This is a genomic window from Paenibacillus daejeonensis DSM 15491 (genome assembly GCF_000378385.1).
GTDB lineage: Bacteria > Bacillota > Bacilli > Paenibacillales > Paenibacillaceae > Paenibacillus_D > Paenibacillus_D daejeonensis.
The window spans coordinates 595,808-618,064 of sequence record NZ_KB899659.1 but is presented as its reverse complement, the minus strand read 5'-3'; the positions used below and the strand labels follow the sequence as shown (position 1 = coordinate 618,064).

21 protein-coding genes are annotated in these 22,257 nt (G+C 53.3%); 16 read left to right on the top strand and 5 right to left on the bottom strand.

Features of this window, described 5'->3' with window-relative positions:
* The first annotated feature begins 310 nt into the window (after positions 1-310).
* Positions 311-841 (top strand): NfeD family membrane protein, encoded by a 531-nt coding sequence (locus tag F556_RS0102905; protein ID WP_020615394.1) that lies wholly within the window; start codon positions 311-313, stop codon positions 839-841.
* Between the two features lie 49 nt (positions 842-890).
* Positions 891-2,450, top strand: coding sequence for a flotillin lipid rafts scaffold protein FloT (locus F556_RS0102900; protein ID WP_020615393.1), 1,560 nt, complete (start codon positions 891-893; stop codon positions 2,448-2,450).
* A 203-nt stretch (positions 2,451-2,653) separates the two neighbouring features.
* Here the strand turns inward: F556_RS0102900 and rpsD are convergent, their stop codons facing one another.
* Positions 2,654-3,253: a 30S ribosomal protein S4 gene (gene rpsD / locus F556_RS0102895; RefSeq protein WP_020615392.1), complete on the bottom strand. Its 600-nt coding sequence runs from the start codon at positions 3,251-3,253 to the stop codon at positions 2,654-2,656.
* 439 nt (positions 3,254-3,692) lie between these two features.
* Between rpsD and F556_RS0102890 the strand changes: the two genes are divergently transcribed.
* From F556_RS0102890 to F556_RS0102875, 4 genes are all read left to right on the top strand, one after another.
* A complete protein-coding gene (locus F556_RS0102890) occupies positions 3,693-5,654 on the top strand; it encodes a sensor domain-containing diguanylate cyclase (RefSeq protein ID WP_020615391.1) in 1,962 nt (653 codons plus the stop codon).
* Between the two features lie 145 nt (positions 5,655-5,799).
* Complete coding sequence (locus tag F556_RS0102885; protein ID WP_020615390.1) at positions 5,800-6,915, top strand: aminopeptidase; 1,116 nt, start codon at positions 5,800-5,802, stop codon at positions 6,913-6,915.
* 122 nt (positions 6,916-7,037) lie between these two features.
* Positions 7,038-7,280: an HPr family phosphocarrier protein gene (locus F556_RS0102880; protein WP_020615389.1), complete on the top strand. Its 243-nt coding sequence runs from the start codon at positions 7,038-7,040 to the stop codon at positions 7,278-7,280.
* A gap of 144 nt (positions 7,281-7,424) precedes the next feature.
* Complete coding sequence (locus tag F556_RS0102875) at positions 7,425-7,712, top strand: Fpa/YlaN family protein (RefSeq protein ID WP_020615388.1); 288 nt, start codon at positions 7,425-7,427, stop codon at positions 7,710-7,712.
* A 51-nt stretch (positions 7,713-7,763) separates the two neighbouring features.
* On the opposite strand, the gene cax is transcribed toward F556_RS0102875, so the two are convergent.
* Positions 7,764-8,822 carry a calcium/proton exchanger gene (cax, locus tag F556_RS0102870; protein WP_020615387.1) on the bottom strand — a complete coding sequence of 353 codons (1,059 nt, stop codon included), beginning with the start codon at positions 8,820-8,822 and terminating at the stop codon, positions 7,764-7,766.
* A gap of 179 nt (positions 8,823-9,001) precedes the next feature.
* Between cax and F556_RS0102865 the strand changes: the two genes are divergently transcribed.
* Positions 9,002-9,379 (top strand): Asp23/Gls24 family envelope stress response protein, encoded by a 378-nt coding sequence (locus F556_RS0102865; protein WP_020615386.1) that lies wholly within the window; start codon positions 9,002-9,004, stop codon positions 9,377-9,379.
* Positions 9,380-9,457: 78 nt separating this feature from the next.
* Here F556_RS0102865 and ftsW read toward each other — a convergent pair whose 3' ends face one another.
* Together ftsW and F556_RS0102855 are read right to left on the bottom strand one after the other, a co-directional pair.
* Entirely contained in the window at positions 9,458-10,687 is a 1,230-nt protein-coding gene (gene ftsW, locus F556_RS33135) for a putative lipid II flippase FtsW (RefSeq protein ID WP_020615385.1), read from the bottom strand.
* A 28-nt stretch (positions 10,688-10,715) separates the two neighbouring features.
* Positions 10,716-11,060, bottom strand: coding sequence for a YugN family protein (locus F556_RS0102855; protein ID WP_020615384.1), 345 nt, complete (start codon positions 11,058-11,060; stop codon positions 10,716-10,718).
* Between the two features lie 213 nt (positions 11,061-11,273).
* On the opposite strand from F556_RS0102855, the gene F556_RS0102850 reads away from it, so the two are divergent.
* From F556_RS0102850 to F556_RS0102810, 9 genes are all read left to right on the top strand, one after another.
* Positions 11,274-12,464: a M20 metallopeptidase family protein gene (locus F556_RS0102850; protein ID WP_020615383.1), complete on the top strand. Its 1,191-nt coding sequence runs from the start codon at positions 11,274-11,276 to the stop codon at positions 12,462-12,464.
* A 127-nt stretch (positions 12,465-12,591) separates the two neighbouring features.
* On the top strand, positions 12,592-14,310 hold the full coding sequence (locus tag F556_RS0102845) for a DNA repair helicase XPB (protein ID WP_020615382.1): 1,719 nt from the start codon (positions 12,592-12,594) through the stop codon (positions 14,308-14,310).
* The gene (locus F556_RS0102840) at positions 14,307-16,031 is read left to right on the top strand and encodes a hypothetical protein (protein WP_020615381.1); all 1,725 of its coding nucleotides are present in this window, start codon (positions 14,307-14,309) and stop codon (positions 16,029-16,031) included. The genes F556_RS0102845 and F556_RS0102840 overlap by 4 nt, the downstream gene beginning before the upstream one ends.
* 83 nt (positions 16,032-16,114) lie before the next feature.
* On the top strand, positions 16,115-16,609 hold the full coding sequence (locus F556_RS0102835) for a YlbF/YmcA family competence regulator (RefSeq protein ID WP_020615380.1): 495 nt from the start codon (positions 16,115-16,117) through the stop codon (positions 16,607-16,609).
* Between the two features lie 58 nt (positions 16,610-16,667).
* Positions 16,668-16,931, top strand: coding sequence for a YlbG family protein (locus F556_RS0102830; protein ID WP_020615379.1), 264 nt, complete (start codon positions 16,668-16,670; stop codon positions 16,929-16,931).
* Between the two features lie 109 nt (positions 16,932-17,040).
* Positions 17,041-17,478 carry a hypothetical protein gene (locus F556_RS0102825; RefSeq protein WP_020615378.1) on the top strand — a complete coding sequence of 146 codons (438 nt, stop codon included), beginning with the start codon at positions 17,041-17,043 and terminating at the stop codon, positions 17,476-17,478.
* 157 nt (positions 17,479-17,635) lie between these two features.
* Positions 17,636-18,547 (top strand): selenium metabolism-associated LysR family transcriptional regulator, encoded by a 912-nt coding sequence (locus tag F556_RS0102820; protein ID WP_020615377.1) that lies wholly within the window; start codon positions 17,636-17,638, stop codon positions 18,545-18,547.
* Positions 18,538-19,389 (top strand): PHP domain-containing protein, encoded by an 852-nt coding sequence (locus F556_RS0102815; RefSeq protein WP_020615376.1) that lies wholly within the window; start codon positions 18,538-18,540, stop codon positions 19,387-19,389. Before F556_RS0102820 ends, F556_RS0102815 begins: the two co-directional genes overlap by 10 nt.
* Positions 19,386-20,354: a MerR family transcriptional regulator gene (locus F556_RS0102810; RefSeq protein WP_020615375.1), complete on the top strand. Its 969-nt coding sequence runs from the start codon at positions 19,386-19,388 to the stop codon at positions 20,352-20,354. Before F556_RS0102815 ends, F556_RS0102810 begins: the two co-directional genes overlap by 4 nt.
* Positions 20,355-20,360: 6 nt before the next feature.
* Here the strand turns inward: F556_RS0102810 and F556_RS0102805 are convergent, their stop codons facing one another.
* Positions 20,361-22,121 carry an Rqc2 family fibronectin-binding protein gene (locus tag F556_RS0102805; RefSeq protein ID WP_020615374.1) on the bottom strand — a complete coding sequence of 587 codons (1,761 nt, stop codon included), beginning with the start codon at positions 22,119-22,121 and terminating at the stop codon, positions 20,361-20,363.
* Positions 22,122-22,257: the final 136 nt, after the last annotated feature.

Genomic DNA, 22,257 nt, shown 5'->3' with positions numbered 1-22,257 from the left:
CTTAGTATAGCACAAATCGCCAAAAGTGAGCATAATCCGGGGCCAAATAAGTAAAAATTGGATCGAAAGACGCGGGTTTACCAGGTTTGGTGACCTGAGTGTCATTGACGCAGCCTGTCAACTATGGTATATCTACGCAAGCAGCCTCTGTCAGCCTTTGGAAAGCCTGTCGCTACAGAAAAATGAAACGTCGTTCACAATTTTGACGTATGTATTCCTGTAAGTGTCAGTTCAAAAAGGAAAAACGGGACTTTTTGAACAACCTCTGTAAGCATGACAGAATATGGACGAAATGAAAGGAGGGAGGGCAATGGAAGGTTTATTTATCGCTTGTCTCGCCGGCGGTATCCTGTATGCCTTGATTAGCGTCATTTTTGGCGATATATTGAGCGAGGCGCTAGATGGCGTACTGGATTTCTTGTCGATGGAGAGTATGTCCTGGCTGCAACCCATGACTCTGGTTGGGGGGATTACCGCGTTTGGCGGCGCGGGATTGCTACTGACCCGATACACGGCGATCGGCGCGTGGGCGATTGTGTTGATTGCGCTGCTGTCTGCAGTGATGATTGGGATCAGTGTGTATTTCCTCTATGTGAAGCCGATGCAGAACAGTGAGAACTCTACAGGCTTCTCGTTTCAGGAGCTCTCCGGCAAGATCGCTGAGGTGCTCGTTCCCATCCCGGCCACGGGGTATGGGGAAGTGCTGGTGCGGGTAGGATCGGCAGGCGTAACCAACCAGATCGCCGCCAGCCATGACGGCGAGCCCATTCCTTCCGGCAGCAAGGTTGTCGTGGTCGAGGTGCGTGACCATACGCTATACGTATCCAAGCTAGATCTATAGCGTTGTCATTCTTAAGATTGTAGTCAGATAAACAGAGAGGAGAAATGAAATGCCAGATTATTTAGTAATACCTGCAATTGTCGTGGGTGTCATCGTCGTACTGGGGCTTGCCTTCTGGGCACGGTTTAAAACCGTAAGTCCTGATGAGGCAATGGTGGTCACGGGTTCGTTCCTGGGTTCCAAGCATACGCTGGTTGATGACTCGGGACGCCGGATCAAGATCGTCCGCGGCGGCGGCGCGTTTATCCTGCCGGTCTTCCAGAAGGCTGAGTTCTTGTCGCTGCTGTCTCACAAGCTGGATGTATCAACCCCAGAGGTGTATACCGAGCAAGGTGTTCCGGTTATGGCCGATGGCGTAGCTATTATTAAGGTGGGCGGTACGACAGAGGACGTGGCAACCGCGGCCGAGCAATTCATGGGTAAGCCAACCGAAGAATTGAAGAGTGAGGCCCAGGAAGTGCTTGAAGGTCACCTGCGGGCGATTCTCGGTACGATGACGGTGGAAGAGGTATACCGGAACCGCGACCGCTTCGCCCAGGAGGTACAGGGCAACGCAGCGAAGGATCTGAAGAAGATGGGTCTGCAGATCGTCTCCTTTACGATCAAAGACCTGCGCGACAAGCATGGTTATCTCGACGCACTCGGTAAGCCGCGGATTGCAATCGTTAAGCGCGACGCCGATATTGCCGAAGCCGAAGCCATCCGCGATTCGCGGATTCAGAAGGCAAGAGCGGAGGAAGAAGGCCAAAAAGCCGAGTTGCTGCGCGACACACATATCGCTGAGGCGACGAAGGATAAAGAATTGAAGGTCGCTTCCTTTAAACAAGAGCAGGATACTGCCAAGGCGGGTGCCGACCAGGCCTATGCTATTCAGGAAGCGCGCGCCAAGCAGAGCGTTGTCGAAGAGATGATGAAGGTAGAGCTCGTTCGTAAGGAGCGGGAAATCGATCTCGAAGCCAAGGAAATTCTGCGGCGCGAGAAGCAATACGATGCTGAAGTGAAGAAAAAAGCGGACGCCGACCGTTACGCGGTTGAACAAGCGGCTGAAGCGGACAAAGCAAGACGGATGCGCGAAGCTGATGCTGTGCAGTACCGGATTGAAACCGAAGCGAAGGCAAGCGCTGAGCAGAAACGTCTCGACGGTCTGGCCGTGGCTGATGCCGAACGCGCCAAAGGTAATGCGGATGCCGAGGTTATTCGGGCTCGTGGTCTGGCGGAGGCGGAAGCCAAAGAAAAACTGGCCGAGGCGTTCGAGAAATTCGGCGAAGCAGCCGTCCTCGATATTATTGTCAAAATGCTGCCTGAGCTGGCAGGCCGAGTGGCTGAGCCGATCAAAGGCATTGACAAACTGACGGTTGTTGACACTGGCAACGGCGAAGGTGCAGCGAGAGTGAGCAACTATGTTACCTCGCTGATGGCAACCGCACCTGAGATGCTCAAGAATGTTTCCGGCATCGACGTGGAAGAGCTCATCAAAGGCTTTACCTCGAAGGCTGTACCGTCGCTGGACGGCGGCGAAACCAGCAAGCCCAAGTCCAAGAAAAATCTGCCCGCAGAGCGCACCTCTGTTGTAGATGCAGAAACAGATGAGCAAGAGGAAGGCGCCTAAGCCTTAACATCAACTTATCGCACTCATTGAGAACGGCTGGCCCGCCAAGCGGACCAGCCGTTTTGTTGATTTATCTCTCTCGAAGCCTCTGATAGCTCATTTTCGCTGAAATAAGTGCGCAGGTAGCCGTTAGAGCCGCCTAAGGAAAAGAAACAAAAAAAACCGAGCACAGGATATCCCATGCTCGGTCCAGTCAGCTGCAATTAGCGGCTGTAGAATTCGACGATTTGCTTTTCGTCAATTTCTTGCGACAGTTCAGCGCGCTCTGGCAGACGGATGTACTTGCCTTCCATAGCGTTGTCGTTGAACTCAACGTAGTTAGGCAGGTGATGACGGCCTTCCAACGCTTCTTTAATTGCTTTCAAACCACGGCTGCGCTCACGCAGACCAATTACATCGCCAATCGATACAGTGTAAGACGGAATGTCTACTTTTTTGCCGTTGACTGTCACGTGACCGTGAGCAACGAGCTGGCGTGCACCTGCACGAGTGTTGGACAGGCCAAGACGGTAAACCAGGTTGTCCAGACGGCTCTCCAGCAGGAACATGAAGTTCTCACCGGCAATACCTTTAATTTTGTTTGCTTTGTCAAACAGGTTGCGGAATTGCTTTTCGTTCAAACCGTACATATGACGGAGTTTTTGCTTCTCTTGCAACTGAATGCCGTAGCCGCTCAGCTTCTTGCGTTGGCCTGGGCCATGCTGTCCAGGAGGGAATGGGCGTTTCAGTTCTTTACTGTTGCCGCCAAGGGCGATGCCGAGACGACGGCTTAGTTTGAATTTAGGTCCAGTATAACGTGACATGCGGTGGTAGCTCCTTCTTCAAATGGAATTTTTGAAAATGGGTCTATTGTTTCGCCGGATGTTCTCTATGATCCAGTGATAGCACTGCATCCTGACAAGCACTTCAGCCGCTGGCCTGACAGCGAGAGACCTCCCTGAGGGTGACACAAAACCGTACTCCCTATATTCATCAATAAATTTTATCCATTCCGCCTACTTTTGTCAAGCAGGCAGATACGAGTGAAGGAGTTCCTTTTTGATTAACGGGTAATGATTCATTCAGAATTAGTAAAAATGAATCGAAAGTCCTTGTTTTTGGTTGCTAAACTAGTGCAATGTTCACGAAAATCGAGTATGATGAGAATAGATTCGCTAGTTTGCAGACCAATCGGCCAGCTTGGTCGGTACCATCATCGGCAGCGATTGTGCCGAGAAGATAGAGGGACGGAGGTGCAGCGTTATGATTAACGAAATCCGCCCCGCGGATACGATCGTGCAGTTCGGTAGTCGGCATGGCAGGATGGAGGAGCTGGAGCAGTGGCTCTCAGGCCATCATATCTCTGCAGCCGATGTGCCGTATCTTGCTCCGCTGCTGATCGATAGCTTCAACCAATGGATACTGGAAACGAATACGCTCCCTGCTCACAGAGGAGCGTTAATTGTTCTGATGGACCATGAGGGACGGCGGCTTGCTGCAAGCGGTGAGCTCGAACAGGGGCTTGCCGAAGAGAACGAAGCTGTACTCGCGCTGCTATTGGCTGCTGTTGCTGACGCCTTGCCGAGACAACTGCTGACGGACGGCGTGTTCCATCCGACAGATGACAATCACACGTGTCAGATCACTGTCGTCTCCATATACGACAAATCTGGCAACGAGCGGCTGGGTATGCTCGGCTATGTCAGCAAGCGCGGCTCCCAGGCACCAAGTCCGGAGACGCTCCAGGCAACAGCCCTCCATTATCGGGCTTGCTTTTATCATCGCTGCGACCGTTTTTTCATGGAGGACTTGTTCCTTTATCAGGAGAAAATCCGCAAGGAGATGAGCAGCCGCGAGGCCCTGTTCTCAGCAGCCAAGCGGCTGCATGATCAGATTGATGTGACATCGGTCCTGCATGAGATTATTCAGACGGTAGAGACGCTATACGCCCAATATCACGTAGACTTATTCCTCTCTCAGGACTATGTGCATGTAGATACCCGAGTGAAGCCTTTGTTATTCCGACATGGGTCTGACGATCTCTGTGCGCGGGCTTTTATGGAGGGACAACCTGTCACGGAGGCCAGAGGCGAAGGGTTCTGCGTAGCCGTACCGATTCGCGGCAAGCAAGCTGTCTACGGTGTACTGCTGCTGGCAACGGAACAGGGATACTCGGATATTGCCGAGCTCCCGGCGCTCACGATGCTTGCAGATACGGCAGGCACTGCCTTTGAGAATGCCAAGCTGTACGAGCAGTCCAATCTGCTAATTAACGAACTGCAGCTTATTAATGAACTAACGAAGCGTCTTAATCAGTCGTTGCGTCCCAAGGAAATATTCCAGTTTGCCACGACTGAGCTGATCGACATATTCCATGCCGACTATTGCTGTCTTCTGCAGAAGGACAAGGAAACAGAGCAATTCGTCGTCATGTCTTGTAATTACCCCGTGCTCGCCAATGAGAAGTTTCCGTCGGATTACGGGTTTACCAGCGTCGTCTATGAGACCAAAGAACCCTTGATCATATCGGATTACCATGCGACGCATCCGGTTGCTTCGCGTCTCATGGAGCTGACCGGTTCGCGGTCACTCATTGCAGCGCCGATTGTCGTAGGCACGGAAGTGGTTGGAGTCATCCTAGTCTCGCACAGCAGCTCCAACTATTTCTCCTACGACAACTACAAGCTGCTGCAAGTGCTGTCCACCCATATCGGCCTGGCGATTACTAATGCGTCTCTGCATGCGGAGGTGAGACATATGGTCATCACGGATAATCTCACCGGGCTGCGGGTAAGGCATTACCTGAATGAACAGATCCAGCAACGCCAGCGCAAGGATCCTTACGGCTCGCTCATACTGGTCGACATTGACCACTTCAAGCGGATCAACGACACATACGGGCATCAGGTTGGAGACAAGATTCTCAAGCAGGTCAGTGACATCATCCGTTCCTGTATCCGCGACAGCGATATTGCTGCCCGGTGGGGCGGCGAGGAGCTGGCGGTATATCTGCCCAAGGTCAATACGGCACAAGCCTGCCGCATCGCAGAGCGGATACTTGAGCAGGTGGCGGCCGAGACTCACCCGAAGGTAACGATCTCCTGCGGCGTCTCGGAATGGACGTTCGAGGATGAGAAGATCAGTGTCGAATCGTTATTCTACCGGGCCGATATGGCGATGTACGAAGCCAAGCATAACGGCAGAAACTGTATTAGTGTGGGTTAAGTTTATATAGGAGCTTATATAGCATCGCGCAACCGCCCTGGAACGCTGTAATGGTCCAGGGCGGTTTTTGGTGATCGATGTGCAAATCATAGAGAAACATGATACGATGTAAGCGCAAGCAATCCAAGCAAGGAGGCACTGGAGCATGAGAGATCCCAGATTGGTGAGGCTGGCAGAGAATCTGGCAGGCTATTCTATCGAGGTTCAGCCGGGCGACAATGTGCTCATCGAGATGAGTGGATCGGAGCATGAGCTGCTGAAATGCCTGATCGAGCAAGTTGCCGCTCGTGACGGACGACCGTTCGTAGAGACCAGCGAGCGCTCCGTGCTGCGGTCGCAGCTCATCCATGCGAGCCGGGAGCAGATCGAGCTGTGGGCTGAGCTGGATCTGCAGCGGATGAAGCGAATGCAGGGCTACATCGCCATCCGGTCCGGTGGTAATGTCAATGAGCTGGCGGATGTGCCTCCCGAGAAAATGCAGTGGTATGACCAGCTTTATCGCAAGCCTGTCCATTTGGAACAGCGGGTGAAGCATACGAAATGGGTGGTATTGCGCTATCCCAATGATTCGATGGCCCAGCTGGCTGGCAAGAGCACCGAAGCGTTCGAGGATTTTTACTTTGATGTATGTAATCTGGATTATGCCAAGATGGATGCGGCTATGGATCCGCTGCGCGACCTGATGGCCGCTACCGATCAAGTCCGGATCGTAGCGCCAGGAACGGACCTCAGCTTCTCGATTCAGGGGATTGGGGCCAAGAAGTGCTCCGGGCACCGCAATATTCCGGATGGCGAGGTGTTCACTGCTCCGGTACGCGACTCTGTGGAAGGGCGGATTACTTACAATACGCCCAGTGTCTATGGCGGCTTTACGTACGAGGAAGTGAGCTTCACCTTCTCCCAAGGCAAGATTGTCGAGGCCACGTGCAATGATTCCAAGCGGATCAACGAGCTTCTCAGCAGCGATGAAGGGGCCAGGTACATAGGCGAATTTTCGCTCGGCTTCAATCCCTATATCCTGCATCCGATGAAGGACACGCTCTTTGATGAGAAGATTGCAGGGAGTCTTCATTTTACACCCGGCCAGGCTTATGAAGAAACGGATAACGGAAATCGTTCATCCGTGCATTGGGATCTGGTGCAGATTCAGCGTCCGGAATATGGCGGCGGCGAGGTTTATTTTGACGGCGTGTTAATTCGCAAGGATGGCCGATTCGTAACGCCGGAGCTCGAAGGTCTGAATCCCGAGCATTTGAAATGAATTGACCTGCAAGATTAGGCAACTTCTCTAAAGAACTTTGTGCAAAATGACTCTTGCTGGAACCTGGAATTGCAAGTATGATGAATGTAAGGTTTACCAGACTGATATTTGGAGGGATTTTCATGTCTAACAACGCAGCAATCGTAGACATTTCACAAACCGCTAACCGTTTCCGGTCTTCCATTGTGCTTCAAGCCGAAAACAAATACATCGACGTGAAGAGTATCCTCGGATTATTCACGACACTGGTCAGTGGCCATTCCTATGAACTGCATGTTCATGGTCCGGATGCCGATGAGGCCAAGGCAGCAATGGCCGAGGTATTTGCCAAGCACAACCTTAACATTGCTATTGTACAAGACTAATTGCGATAATGAATATCGGAACCAAAAGCGCCTGCTCTGCTCAGAGTCAGGCGTTTTTGATGTTTTGTCCTTGTGTATTGCGGCGATTTCGTCTAATATAAAAGGTATAAATGACGGCGAAAGACACGCACAAGGGGGAGTACCATGTCTTCATCGGATGTTATGGAGCAATTGCATCATAAGGCGCTTCTTCTTCTGCAGGAGGATGCCAACAAAATTGAGAAGCTGATCGAGGTGCAGATGGAGAATCTGACGACTCGGAAATGTCCGTTGTACGAGGAAGTTCTCGATACACAGATGTACGGTTTCTCTCGTGAGGTTGACTTCGCAGTGCGTGCCGGATTAGTCCCTGAATCCACAGGTAAGCAGATATTAAGCAAGCTTGAGCGCAATCTGGCACAGCTGTACGAGGCATTGAATGTCAAAGAGTAGTCTCCCTTGGAGACTGCTCTTTTTTTTGCCATTTTGCTATATTTTCTTTTGTTATACCAGATAGAAGGCGATGCCCAAAATACTATAAACCATCAAAAGCAAGACGCCTTCGTACCAGTTGGTTGACCCATCCCGGGAGATAGACGTGGCGATGAACACCGACACCGCAATCGCGGTGAGCTCGATGGGGGTAAAGATGATATCCATCGTGTGGCCGAACATCCAGCTGGCGAAAATGAGAACAGGAGCAACGAACAAGGCGATTTGCAGACTGCTGCCAATCGCGATCTCAACGGCTGCACCGATCTTGTTCTTCATGGCGAGCATGACTGCCGCGCTGTGCTCTGCAGCGTTGCCGATAATGGCGATCACAAAAGCACCGATAAACAGCTCGGATAGTCCAAAGCGTGCCGCGAAGGCATCCAGAGTGCCGACCAGCCATTCACTGACGAACGCAACCATAACAGTAGCCAGAACAAGGAAGAGGATGGATGTGCGTTTGGACCAAACGGGGGACTCATGATGCCCGGAGGGGTCCTGCTCGTCCGCTAGGAGATCCTTGTGTGTAATCATGGAGAATACGAGCCATAGCAGGTACGAAACCAGCAGAATAGCAGCGACCGCCAGACTTAATTGTTGGTCCTTTTGCAATGAAAATTGCTCAGAGGTTACAAAGACGGCCGGTACAAAAAGACCGATAACCGCCATGATCATTAACGTGGCATTATGTCCCGCGACTTCAACGTTGTAGTGCTGCTGCTTATATTTGATTCCGCCCAGCAACAAGCTCAGTCCGAGCACCAGCAGAAGATTGCCTATGATCGCGCCGGTAAGGCTCGCTTTGACCATATCGAACAACCCTTCCTTGACGAGGAAGAGCGCAATGATCAGCTCGGCTGCATTGCCGAAGGTCGCATTCAGAAATCCGCCTAGGCGCTGCCCCGCATAATGGGCAACACTCTCTGTAGCTTGTCCGAGAAAACCGGCTACGAAGAGAATAGCAATTGCCGATATAGCAAATTGCATCGTCATGTTCCAATGCAGATAATGGGCTGCAGCGCTCAAGGCAAAGGCTGTGGCCAGGGCTGCAAAGAAGATCTTGCGTCTCATGGGCAAACACTCCTGTTCTGCCTCTAGTATGACCCATGACAAGGTAATACATGTCAGCAAATCGACATCATCTTTCATGTGTAAATTTTAACCAATCTATAGGCAGGTCAGCTTGCTTTCCGGGGCAGCGTTCCAGTACAATGAAGCTATAGGATGGAATGACAAGAGGAGTGAACCAAATGACCGAAGACCTTCAAACCGGTATTATTCGTATCTCTGATGATGTAGTCGCGACGATCGCCGGACTCGCAGCACTCGAAACGCCAGGAATTGCTGCAATGTCGGGCGGGATCTCCGAAGGATTGGCCAAGAGACTTAGCGGTAAAAATGTACAAAAGGGCATTTCGGTCGAAGTTGGGCAACTGGAAGCAGCTGTAGATTTGCGGGTTATCGTACAGTACGGGATTCCGATCCAAGAGGTGTGCCGCCAACTCCAGTTGAACGTGCACGAAGCGGTAAGCAATATGACAGGACTCAGTGTAGTTGAGATCAATGTCAAGGTGGAAGGAGTGGCCTTCAGGGAAGAAGAATTGGAGGACATTCAGCGTTTGAAATAGTAGCAAATGGAATAGAAAACACAAGAACGCCCAGGAAGCAGACAAGCTGCTTACCTGGGCGTTTGTTTTTATTGTAGCCTATACGTTTTTGGGAGTGAAGCCTCCACGCTGCTGGGTAGTCTGGGGATGAAGTGGTTGCCTGGCGAACCTGGAGGGCTTGGTCTGGGCCGGCCGGTTCGCTTCCCTTGAGATGCTGAGCAGAATGCCCATGGAAGCCAGGGTGACGAGCATGGATGAGCCGCCATAGCTTATGAATGGCAGGGTCACGCCCGTGATAGGCATGGCACCGATAACACCACCGATATTGATAACCGCTTGGATTGCGATCAGACTGATGATACCGACGCCGACAACTGTACCATATACATCCGGGCAGCGGAGGGCGACGATCAGGCCGCGCCACAAGAAGAACAGAAAGAACAGCAGGAACAGTGCGCTGCCAAGAAACCCGAGCTCTTCGCCAATGACAGCAAAGATAAAATCGTTGTAAGCCAGCGGCAGATAATGCAGCTTCTGAACGCCGTTGCCCAGCCCAACCCCGGCGAATCCGCCGTGGCCGAGCGCATAGAGTGAATGCACGAGCTGCCAGCTGTCACCCTGCGGATCATGAAAGGGGTCCATGAACGACGTGAAACGGGCGATCCGGTATTCCCAGGCTTGTGGGTTAATCATGTAAGCGAGACTGATGAACAGGCCTACAACTATTGAAACCACTGCCCCGGAGAAAAACACCTGCTTTAAATTAGATCCGCCTGCAATAATAATAACCGCCGCACAGGCAGCCAGGATAATTGCTGCCCCCATATCCGGCTGCAGCATGATCAGACCGCAGATAATCCCCACGACAATCATGACAGGCAGCAAGCCGCGCTTGAAGTCGCGAAACTTCTCTCCCTTTTTCGTAATCAATCGTCCCATATACAAAATTAACGCCAGCTTGGCGAATTCCGTAGGTTGAATACCGAGCGAGCCGACACCGAACCAGCTTCGCGCTCCGTTGCGCAAGTCGCCGATGAAAGGCACAAGTGCAAGCATAATAAGCACGGGGATAAAATAAAGGATAAATCCCTTTTTGAAAAACTGATAACGGATATTCATCAGGAATAGCATCGCAATGGTACCGAGCCCTACCCAGACAATCTGCCGTTTCGTGAAGTACAGCGCATCAAAATTATAGCGTCTGTCAATAACAGCGATATTGGAGCTGGCGCTGAAGACCATCACCAGCCCAAAGCCGACTAGCACAAATGTCATAATGAGTAGCAGAAAATCCGGTCTGCCCTTTGGACCGGTCTGCGCTTTGTTCATACGTATGGAGTCAAGCTGTTACTCTCACTTAAGAAAGTAACTTCTTCAAATCTTGGAGTCGCTGGGTGGCCGTATTGAGAATCGGCTGCGGCACGGGAGATTCGTATTCCATACCGTGTGGGAAGGTGGCCCGTCCGATATAGATCGACTCCACTGCCAGTACAGCATAGGGCGATTCCAATTTGCCTTCGACGGCACGTGTATTAATCCGCAAGAAGTATTCCGCTTTGCCTGCACGATCCTCGAGCTTCAGATCATATGTAGCGCGGTAATATTCCCATTGCCAGCGGACGAAGCCCAGACGCTCTGCCGAGTCGTCCAAATGCGCCAATTCGCTTGTCATGCCATTCAAGCCTGTATTCTCAATAATCATGGATATCCTCCTTCAAGTGCCTAACCATAGTCTCTATTCATGATAGTATGTTTCCTTTGCCAGTGCAAGCATGCACACTTAGTGCGCTACGGACAAAAAGTGAACGTTTTACGAACATCACGCATTCAACGTTTTGCTGGATGCCTTCGCTTGATTTGCTTTTTCTGGTAGAATAGATGACATGAAGACGCAAGGATACGAGGAGGTACGCATATGAGCGCAAGCAATCACAGGGATCAGGCGCTGCAGCAGCTCTATCCACAAATGGTGGAGTGGCGCAGGCATCTGCATCGTTTTCCGGAAATTTCATATAAAGAAAAAGAAACCTCCGCTTTCATTGCTGGCGTCTTGCAGGATATGGGCTGCGATGTGCAGACTGGGCTCGGCGGATACGGCCTGATGGTGACCATTGAGGGTGAATCCGAAGGACCGACGGTGGCCCTGCGTGCGGACATCGACGCACTCGCCATTCAGGATCAGAAGCAAGTGGAGTATGCTTCGCAGGTTCCAGGCGTCATGCATGCGTGCGGTCATGATGCGCATACAGCGACAATGCTCGGGATCGCAAGCTATTACATGCAGCAGCGCAAGCAGCTGAGCGGGAAGCGGAGGCTATTGTTCCAGGCTTCAGAAGAAATTTCTCCGGGAGGAGCGCTGCCGTTGATTGAGCACGGAGCAATGGATGGGGTGGATGCGGTTTATGGTGTCCATTTGTGGACTCCACTGCGTTACGGGCAAGTCGCATCGAGGGAAGGCGCCCTGATGGCGGCTGCAGACGAATTTACGATCGAGATTACTGGCAAAGGGGGGCACGGCGGCCTGCCGCATGATACGGTCGATGCCATCGTGGTAGGCAGTGCGCTGGTCACCGCTCTTCAGACCATCGTCAGCCGTCAAGTCAATCCGCTCCATCCTGCTGTCGTGACCATTGGCACGTTCCAGGCGGGTCACACCAATAATATTATTGCCGGGCATGCGCTGCTCAAAGGCACGGTGCGGACCTTCGATCCGAAGGTGCGTGAGGACATTCACGAACGGATTGTGGCCATGGTCCGTCAGGTTTGTGACCTCTATGGCGCTACCAGCACATTGGATTACAGGATGGGCTATCCTCCTGTTGTCAACGATGCTGCAGAGACCCGGCGATTTTATCGGGTAGGGGAGGAATTGCTGGGGAGCCAGGCAGTAGAAACTTCGTCCATGGTAATGGCAGCCGAGGATTTTGCTTATTATCTGCATCATAAGCCGGGATGCTTTATCTTTGTGGGTGCAGGTAACCCGGAGCTAGAGGCCCATTATGCTCACCATCATCCAAGGTTTGATCTGGATGAGCGGGCAATGCTCGTTTCGGCGAGGCTAATGACCGCCCTGGCAGAAGATTATGCAGCGTATCCCGTAGTATAGGTCTAATAAGAAAAACTTCATACGCGAGAATCCAAAAAACGGCATAAATCAGCCGTTTTTTTTTCATACTGACTAGTAGTTGCGATGGATGGAACTGTCATCGTTCATACAGTCAGGGGGAATAATCATGGATATCCAAGACCATAGACCGCTGATCGTCCAAGCGGACGGCACGGTGTTGCTTGACACCCGGCTGCCCGGGGCAGAGGAGGCTGCACATGCGCTGGCTGCATTTGCGGAGCTCATCAAGCGCCCCGGCGAGCTGCACACCTATCGTATCACTCCGCTATCCGTCTGGAATGCGCTCTCTGCCGGGCAAGAGGGCGGACAGATTATGGAACGCCTGGCGACCTTCAGCAAGTATGAATTGCCGGCGGCGGTTGAGACGGATTTGCAAGCGTGGATCAATCGTTATGGCAAGCTGCAGTTGGTTAGAGACGGAGAGCAGCTGCTACTTGCTGGTGAAACAGACGAGCCGCTGCGACAAGCGCTGCAAGACAGTCTGGGGTCTCTGTTCAAGTCAGCGGTCACAGAGCAAGGCCCCTGGGTGGTGGATGGTGCACAGCGGGGGCGATTGAAGCAGGAGCTGCTCCGATTGGGTTATCCGGTGCTGGACCAGGCAGGCTATCATGCGGGTGAGTCTTTGCCGCTTGAATTAAGAAAGCATGGCCTGTCGGGGATGGAATTTACGCTGCGTGATTATCAGAAGCAGGCAGTAGAGTTGTTCGTTCAGGACGGCAGCATCCAGGGGGGGAGCGGGGTCCTGGTGCTGCCGTGTGGCGCAGGCAAGACCATTGTTGGGATTGCCGCTCTGGCTCGATTGGAGTGTGCGACCTTGATTCTCACTTCCAATGCAACCTCAGTGAGTCAGTGGCAGCGTGAGCTGCTCGACAAGACCACCTTGGGTGAGCAGGACATCGGTTTGTATGTCGGCCGCGAGCGGCAGGTCAGGCCGGTAACAGTCGCGACGTACCAGATGATGACGCACCGGACGTCCGGCAAGACGGATTATCCGCACATGCGATTGTTCCGCGAGCGGGACTGGGGGTTGATTATTTATGATGAGGTGCATCTGCTGCCGGCTCCGGTATTTCGGCTGACCGCAGGGCTGCAGGCAACCAGGCGTCTGGGTCTGACGGCAACGCTGGTGCGGGAGGATGGCTGTGCCGAGGATGTCTTCTCGCTCATTGGCCCCAAACGCTATGAACTACCCTGGCGGACGCTGGAAGCACGCGGCGCCCTGGCAGAGCTCTCATGCTGCGAGGTGCGTGTCCCTCTCTGTACCTCTCAGGACACAACATACAGGCAGGCCGGTGCGAGAGAGCGGCTCCGTATCGCCAGTGAGAATCCGGCCAAGCTAGCTGTGATGGAGCAATTGCTGGGCCGCCACGGCGATAAACCGAAGCTGGTGATTGGTCAGTACCTTGACCAGCTCAGCGCTGCTGCCGAGCGTCTGCGGGCCCCGCTCATTACGGGCAAGACCCCGAATGAAGAGCGGGAACGGCTATTTGCAGCATTTAAACGAGGGGAGGTCAGAACACTGATTGTGTCCAAAGTGGCCAATTTTGCCGTTGATCTCCCCGATGCCGCCGTCGCTGTCCAGATCTCGGGGAGCTTCGGATCCCGCCAGGAAGAGGCCCAGCGAATCGGCAGAATCCTGCGACCGAAGCGGGAGGACAACCGGGCCTGGTTCTATAGTATCGTGACAGCAGATACAAAAGAGACCGAGTTTGCCCTGCGCCGCCAGTTATTTATGATTGAACAAGGTTACCGGTACCAGTTGAAGCGTTGGCCGGACGAGCGAGCGCTATCGGCTTCGGGAACAAGCCGGGGGACAGGCTCATGAAGTTAAGCGAAATCACGGCATGCATCCCGCCACATGTGATGGATCAACTGATTGAGGACCCGGTCTGGAACGGAGCACGGCGGCAGGGAATGACGTGGCTCCAGGCGCAGACTCAGGCGGAAGTACTCGCGACTGCCCGAGCAGAGCTGCCGCTGGAGGCGCAGGATGTATTGAAACTGATTGTCAGTCGTTTCGGGGTGGGTCGTTTTGGACTGGAGCAGCTCATGCGCGAGGCCTCGAGCGGTCTCTGGTCAGGCACAGAACTCCGTTATGGCCTGGAGTTCTTGCACAGCTGCGGGATTGTATGGTGTATGAAGATCGGCTGGGGGGAGCAGGCTTACCTGCTTCCGGAAGATACATTTAGGCTCTGGCTGCGAGAATTTTATCCTGCCGACCTGGAGCCCCTTCCAGCGTCTGATCCTGTCAAGCGATTGCCGGCAGAGCGGATCGAGGGCGGGCTATGCTGCGAACTCCTCCATACGATGGCTGCGCTGGTACGACTTGGTTTTTCATGGACACGCAGCAGGACATTGCCCAAACGTGTGCTGCAACGTCTGGAAAGCCAGCTCCAGCTTCCGGAAGCGGCTGCAAGAGGATTGCCTCTGCTAGGCGGCCTGTCCACCGACAGTTATCCTCCGCGGGTTGCCTGGTTGCTGGATCTCAGCCTGATGCAGGGCTGGCTGTCGGAGGGGGAGGAGGGGTATATCTTTCACGAGCAGTGTTGGCAGGCTTGGCTGGACCAGGCTCCGCATGCCTGTGAAGCGGCACTGGCAGACCTTGTGCTCTCTGACTATCTGGCGGCAGAGGACGGGAGATCGTACCCCGCAGCGGTGCTTGCCGAACAGCCTGCCGGTGTGTGGTTTCTAACGCAGGAGCTCGAGGAATGGGTGTATAAGGCCGCTGGCTACCAAGCTAGACATCAGGCGGCGTCAAGCTGTCAGGATCTGCTGGATCGGCTGACAGGCCTTGGCTGGATGGAGCAAGGTCATACAGTTGACGGTAGAGGCGCCTATCGTCTGCTCCATGCGCAGGCGCGGCCTGCCGAGCCGCTTCGGATTCAGCTCAGCGGGGAGCTGATTGTGACCCGAGAAACTCCGCTGCAGGTTAGATGGCTGCTGGAAATGTCCGCCGATCGTGTCAGTCATGACCTGTTTACGCAGTACAAGGTAACGTCTGATTCGCTCATTGGTGCATATAGACGAGGCTTGACTGTGGATACGTTGCTAGCTGACCTGAGAGAGGCGGCAGGCGGTATGCTGGAGCCTGCGTTTGCCGAGCTACTGCAGCAATGGGCAAGCGACTGGCTGGTAGAGAAGGAATCTCCACAGCTTGACAGGGCTAGGGCGTCTCAGAACAGTCATTCAGATCGGAATAGGGCAGCAGCGTCTCCAGATTTCCTGGAGCCATGCGACAAACCGAGTCTCTCCCGCTTGCTGCCTGAGCTTCCACGGCTGCCAATCGCCTGGTCAGCAGCGATGCGCAGCTACCATCCCTCCACCGCGCGTGAGATGATCGAGGCTGCTGTGCATTGTCAGCTACCGCTGCAGTTGAACAGACAAGCTGAACTGACCGTTCTGATTCCAGATGAGGTGCAAGAGCTTGATGGCGCTTGGATGGTGTCAGGAAGAGTGCGCGGGGCCGGAAGATCAGAACCCGAGCATGTACAGCTTCCACCGGATGCGTGGCAGGAGATGAAACTTCTTCTGCCTGACCCGAGATAAGCAATAAAGCGCTCTACTTTTTGTAGCATTTCATGGTATGATAGAGAAGTAGCATCATTGCTACGAGGAGGAGGAGTGGATGGATGCTTACAGTAGAACAGCAGAAGTCTGCAGCAAGTGATTCGGAGACGAATTACGGGACTTCACTCGACATGGGCGCTTTATTGTTGAAAGCCTATGAGCTGGGAGATATGGTCAATGTGTCGGCCCCGGTGGCCGATTATCTATACTGGAAATCGGCTGTCGCCGAGAATGAGGAAGCACAGGCGCTGGTCGTTCAATTCCGCAAAGCCAAGGAGCTGTTTGCTGAGTGTGAGCGCTTTGGTCGGTTTCATCCCGACTATCATGAAGCGCGGGACAAGGTGAAGCTCATTGAGGCTAAGCTGGATGAATTACCGGATGTGGCCCGGTTCAAGCAGGCAGAGCAGGAGGTCGATGACCTCTTGTATGAGATGGCTCAGGTGATCGCAGGCGCGGTGTCCGACACGATCAAAGTGCCGGGCAACGAGCGTGCCAGCTCAGGAGGCGGCTGCGGAAGCGGCGGTTCATGCTCCTGCGGAAGTGGCGGCTGCGGTTAGATTATTGGGACCGGCGCTTGCATAGCGCCGGTCTATCACAACCGAAGGGAGGGAGACTATGTTCTCCGAACGAACAGGTTACATCGTGTGGGTCAGCGATCTGAAGGCGGCGAGAACGCTGGACAAATATGGATCGGTCTATTACATGTCGCGCAAGCTGCATTATGTCGTTATGTATGTAGATGCAGTACGAGCAGAAGATACGATCCGCAACATCCAGCGTCTCCCATTCGTCAAAAGGATAGAACGCTCGTATCGAAACGAGCTGAAGACGGAATACAATTCCGATATGGAAGACAAAACAAGGTTTTATTCGATTTAGCCCTAAATAATGGGTCTTATCTCCTATTAATTTGACCCTGACTATGGTAGGATGAGTAGGTATATATACCTGGTGTGCAGTCTGTTTCACAAGGGGGAGTGGATTCGAGATGAAAGACAAAACAACCGAAAGATGGAATACATATGAATCATTTCATGTCGTGCTCGGTGATAAGAAAGTGGCAGATGTCGTCATCACGAATCATGCGAAGATCCGTTGGGCGGACCGGGTAGAAAGCGAGAAGACCGGCTTTGAGGACATTGCAGGCTTTATCTGGGAATGTTTGAAACAAGGCAGGATTGAATCGTATTACCGAAACGAAGAGGATGTCTATCTGATCGATGACGATTTAGTTTTTGTGGCGGAGTTTGCCAAGTTGGAGCGCGAGACTGATCTTTTGGGCAACCCGCTCCATAAAATGATTGTCGTCACGTTCCTGGGTCGGATGTCCGAAACGATTGAGCTTCGCGATTTGAAATCCTACTATTCCTGGCTCAGACATTCCAGACGAATGACGCTGATTAAGAATAGCCGCAAACGCAAGTAAATCGGAAACCCATCTTCATGTTAGTGGGCACGCCTTTGAAGAGAGGCGTGTTTTTTTGTGATTTTCCACTACGTTAAGCGCGATTGCCGGACTTTTTTTACTTGTCGCGGCTTTGTACAACCTTTGATATAATAACAGACAGAAAGGATGACGTCTTATGGCTCTCAATTTTCATCAACTGCATATATTCTATACCGTCGCCGAGCGGGGCAGCTTCTCCGCCGCTGCTCAGGCGCTCCATATGACTCAGCCTGCCGTGACGATGCAAGTCCAATCGCTGGAGGATTATTTTGGGACCAAACTGCTGCACCGCTCGACCAAACGAATCGAGTTGACAGAAGCCGGAAGCGCGCTTATGCCTTACGCCCAGCGGAGCATTGAGTTGATCCGGGAGACGGATGCATCCATGTCCAAATTCACCAAGCAACTCAAGGGACGGCTCCAGCTTGGCTCCTCACTGACAATTGGCGAGTATATATTGCCCCGCCTGCTGGGGCCTTTTGGCCAGGAATACCCTCATATCGGGATTAGTATGAAAGTCATGAATACTGCCCAGATTATGGAGGAGATTGTCAATCACCAATTGAATTTCGGCTTGATTGAGGCACCGATTAATCATCCGGATATGCATATGGAGGCGGTTATGAGCGACGAGCTGAAGCTGGTCGTGGCGAGCTCTCATCCGTTGGCCTCTGCTTCGGAAGTCTCGATTCAGGATGTCCTCGACTACCCTGTCGTCCTGCGGGAGCAGGGATCCGGGACCCGGCTGGTCATGGAAGAGCAGCTCAGACGCCGCGACATTGATCCGGCTACCCTGAAGATTGTAATGGAGCTCGGAAGCACGGGCGCCGTAAAATCTGCCGTCGAGGCTGGTTTGGGTGTCTCGTTCCTATCCAGCTCTTCGGTGAAGCATGAAGTGTCACTGGGGCTGATCCGGACCATTCCCCTTGCGGATATTCAGTTCAAAAGACAATTTTATTCCATCTACCTGAAGTCAGCCCTCCTGCCGATTTCAGCCGTAACTTTCCTCGCATTTTTGCGGGAGAGGGATCTTCAGCAATGGCTATGAACCGGGCTGATCTGCATACGCATACGACTGCATCGGATGGACTGCTGGCACCGGCAGCTGTTGTCCAGCGTGCCCATAAGGCGGGACTTGCGGCAGTAGCGATCACAGATCATGACACGATGGCCGGTATAGAAGAAGCGCTTCAGGAGGGACAGCGCATCGGTATGACAGTCGTTCCCGGTGTCGAGATCAGCACGAGCTTGGACGGACAGGACATCCATATGCTGGGCTATTATCCGGATTGGCGGCAGACCCGGTGGCAGGAGCGTCTCAGCGGATTGCGCGAAGGTCGTACGCTGCGCAATGAGCGCATTGTAGCCAGACTGCGGGAATTGGGCTTGAGTGTGTCTATGGCAGAAGTACTTCAGACGGCGGGCAAGACGGGGAGCGATGAAACTGTTGGACGTCCGCATATCGCAGCAGTTCTAATGGAGAAAGGGTATGTTGACTCGATGGCAGAAGCCTTCGACCGTTATTTGGCGGGAGGTGCTGCGGCGTATGTCGCGGTGCCCAAGGTTACACCGCTGGAGGCGATGGAATGGATTCGGGAAGCTGGTGGAATCTGTGTACTGGCGCACCCAGGACTGTACGGCGATGACCGTCTGATCGAACCGTTGATACAGGCTGGGCTGGATGGCATAGAGACGAGTCATCCGGATCATTCTCCAGAGCAAGAGTCGGCATACCGTTTATTGGCTGAGCGACACGGGTTAATCATGACCGGAGGCTCTGACTTTCATGGCGAACGCCGCGGTGTTGTATTCCATGGCGAGATCGGTTCACGCACCGTTGATGCAGAGGTAGCCGCTCAGCTCGGACGGGCGAGGAGGCGCGGGCCATGACGGAGCGAGTCTACACCATCAAGGAAGTGGCTGCACAGACGGAGCTGTCCACACAGTTAATCCGCAAATGGGAAGAGCGGTATCAGGCTGTCAGCCCGCAACGCCTCCCTAATGGATACCGTGCCTACAGCAAGCACGACATAGACACCTTGAGATGGCTCAAAAAACAGGTAGATGAAGGCGTACCCATTGGCATGGCTGTCATGGAGAGGGAACGCGACAAATCGCATCCCGAGCAAGGGGCGTCAGCAGCAGCGGAAGGGCTGGAACTCGGAGCGGTTCCCACCTACTCGGGATCTCCTGAGACCTGGAAAGAGCCGATTCGGGAAATGCTTGCTGCGATTGAACAGATCGATCTTGAGCAAGCACGAGCGCTGTATGAGCGCTGGATTCAGTCCTATCCGGTGGAGCATGTGCTGATGAATATTCTGGAACCTGTTCTTGTTGAGCTTGGCGACCGCTGGGAGAGCCATGAGATTTCAGAGTACCAGGAGCACTTTGGCAGTCATTTTATCCGGGACAATATTTTGGCGCTCTGCAGCTTGTTTCGGCCTGAACCGGGACAACCGCTTCTGGTGACGGCTTGCGGGCCGGGAGAGCGTCATGAGCTGGGGATCTTGTTTATCGGTTTTTTTGCAAGGCAGCTGGGGTACCGGGTTGTTTATCTCGGTGCTTCGCCGGCGGAGAAAGGCATCTTTGATTGCCTTGGCGACTTGAGGCCGGCTGGTTTTACCTTCAGCTTCTCTTCCGAAGGCCGCCTGAAGCAAGCAGAGCCGTTCTTGCAGGAGTTGGATCGAAGAATCGCCGCTGAATCGCCCGCCACGATGGTGTTTGTTGGCGGGGCGGGCGTGCGGCAAACAAGACTGCTGCCCGGCAGCCGGTCCGTACACTTGGTGGCTGGCGACGGCAAACGGGCAATGAAATATGTGCATGAGCTTTTGCTGCAGGTGCAGAATGCACGCTAACAGTTATTAAGTGACCGTAGTAACAGGCAGGGTTTGCAGACGTTGTTCGTCCGGTGTGACGAACAACGTTTTTTGTTGTTCATAGATGACGTAGCCCGGCTTGGCGCCGTTAGGCTTGCGTACATGACGAATCAGTGTGTAATCCACAGGCACCTGGCTGGAGGCCCGGGCTTGGCTATAGTGCGCGGCAAGCATCGCGGCTTCCTCCAGCGTAGGCTCGCCAAAGCTTGTGCTCCGGATGACCACATGCGATCCGGGGATGTCCTTGGTGTGGAGCCAGGTATCCGATGAGGAAGCAAGCCGGTTGGTAAGATACTCGTTTTGTGTGTTATTTTTGCCTACCAGAATACTTATCCCCTCAGAAGAAGTATAGGACAGGAGCGCAGGACGAGTCGGCTTCTTCTTTTTCTGGCCGCGCTTGCTGCGGTCCCGGAGATATTGCTGCTCGATCAGCTCTTCTCGAATCTCCTCAATATCAGCCAGCGAGGCGCTGTCCAACTGCTGCAGCAGCGATTCGAGGTAGTGTATTTCCTCCCGCGCGGACTCCATTTGACCGGTGGCCATACTCAGACTGTTTTTGGATTTGTTGTAACGTTTGAAATAGCGCTGCGCATTCTCTGACGGAGATAGCTGCGGGTCCAATTGAATCTTGACTTCGCCGCCTGCTTCATCATAGTAATTGACGACCTCGGCGAATTCGTCGCCTTTTTTAATCTGATGCATGTAAGTCGTAATGAGCTCGCCCAACACGCGGTATTTGTCCGCGTCCTTAGCCTCTTCAATTGTGTCCGCCAGCTTCTCCAGCTTCTTGACATTCTTGCTCTTCTCGTTGGATAGAAACCGCAGCAGATCGGACACCCGTTGCTTGACCGTATCCCGCTGGGCCTTGCCGCCATAGTAGGCTTCCAGACAGCTGCTTACATTTTCAAAAGTAGTCGTGCTGCTATCACCCAAATGCGTGAGCGCCGTAACGGCGAACTGGGAGCGTCCCCGGCTGTCCTCTGTTATGACGGGTGCATAACGGTGCTCCCGGAAGTCCTCCATCATGCTGTCGAACACCGGCCACAGCCGCGTTGCGATAGCGTCAGCTTCCACCTCGGTATCGAGGCCGCTGCGATACACGAGCTCGCGAGCGAGCAACGGGCTGACGCCGCTGAACACGTCCACAATACGCTGCTGCAGCTGTAGCTGAGGCTCATGGTCTGCGCCCGCAAGGAGAGTGACCAGTGAATCCGCCGAAGTGACCAGCAGAGGGTTGGCCTTGCGCTGATCCGGCGGCGGCATGTAGGCCGACCCGGGCATTACGGTACGGTAACTGCTGATGGCGGGGGTTACATGATGAATTCCGTCATGGATGAGGCCGCTGTCTTGATCGATCAGCATGATGTTGCTGTGCCGGCCCATCAGTTCAATGACGAGCGTCCGCAGCATGATATCACCCAGTTCATCGCGTCTGCGGATCGTCAGGTGGAGAATCCGCTCATTGTCTACTTGTTTGACCTGTTCAATAATGCCTCCCTCGCAATATTTGCGAAGCAGCATGCAGAACATCGGCGCTTCCTTCGGGTTGGTATACGTCTGCTGGGTCCAATGCACCCGGGGATAGGTTGGGTTCGCGGATAACAGCAGTTTCCCTTGAGCGCCGTTGCCACGAATCTGCAATACGAGATCGCGAGGGGAAGGCTGGTGTATTTTATGAATGCGGGCGCCGACGCAGCCTTGCAGCTCTGCCGCAATCGCGCGCGTTACAATACCATCTAGTGCCATGACTATATTCTCCTTTTTAATTGCAATGCTTTTATAATGCCATAGTTGTCCGAAAAACTTAAGCCCTGCCTGTGATAAATTACGGTTTGTCCGAATACATTAGGCCAAGAAGGGCTGTCCGCAAGGATGGCAGGAT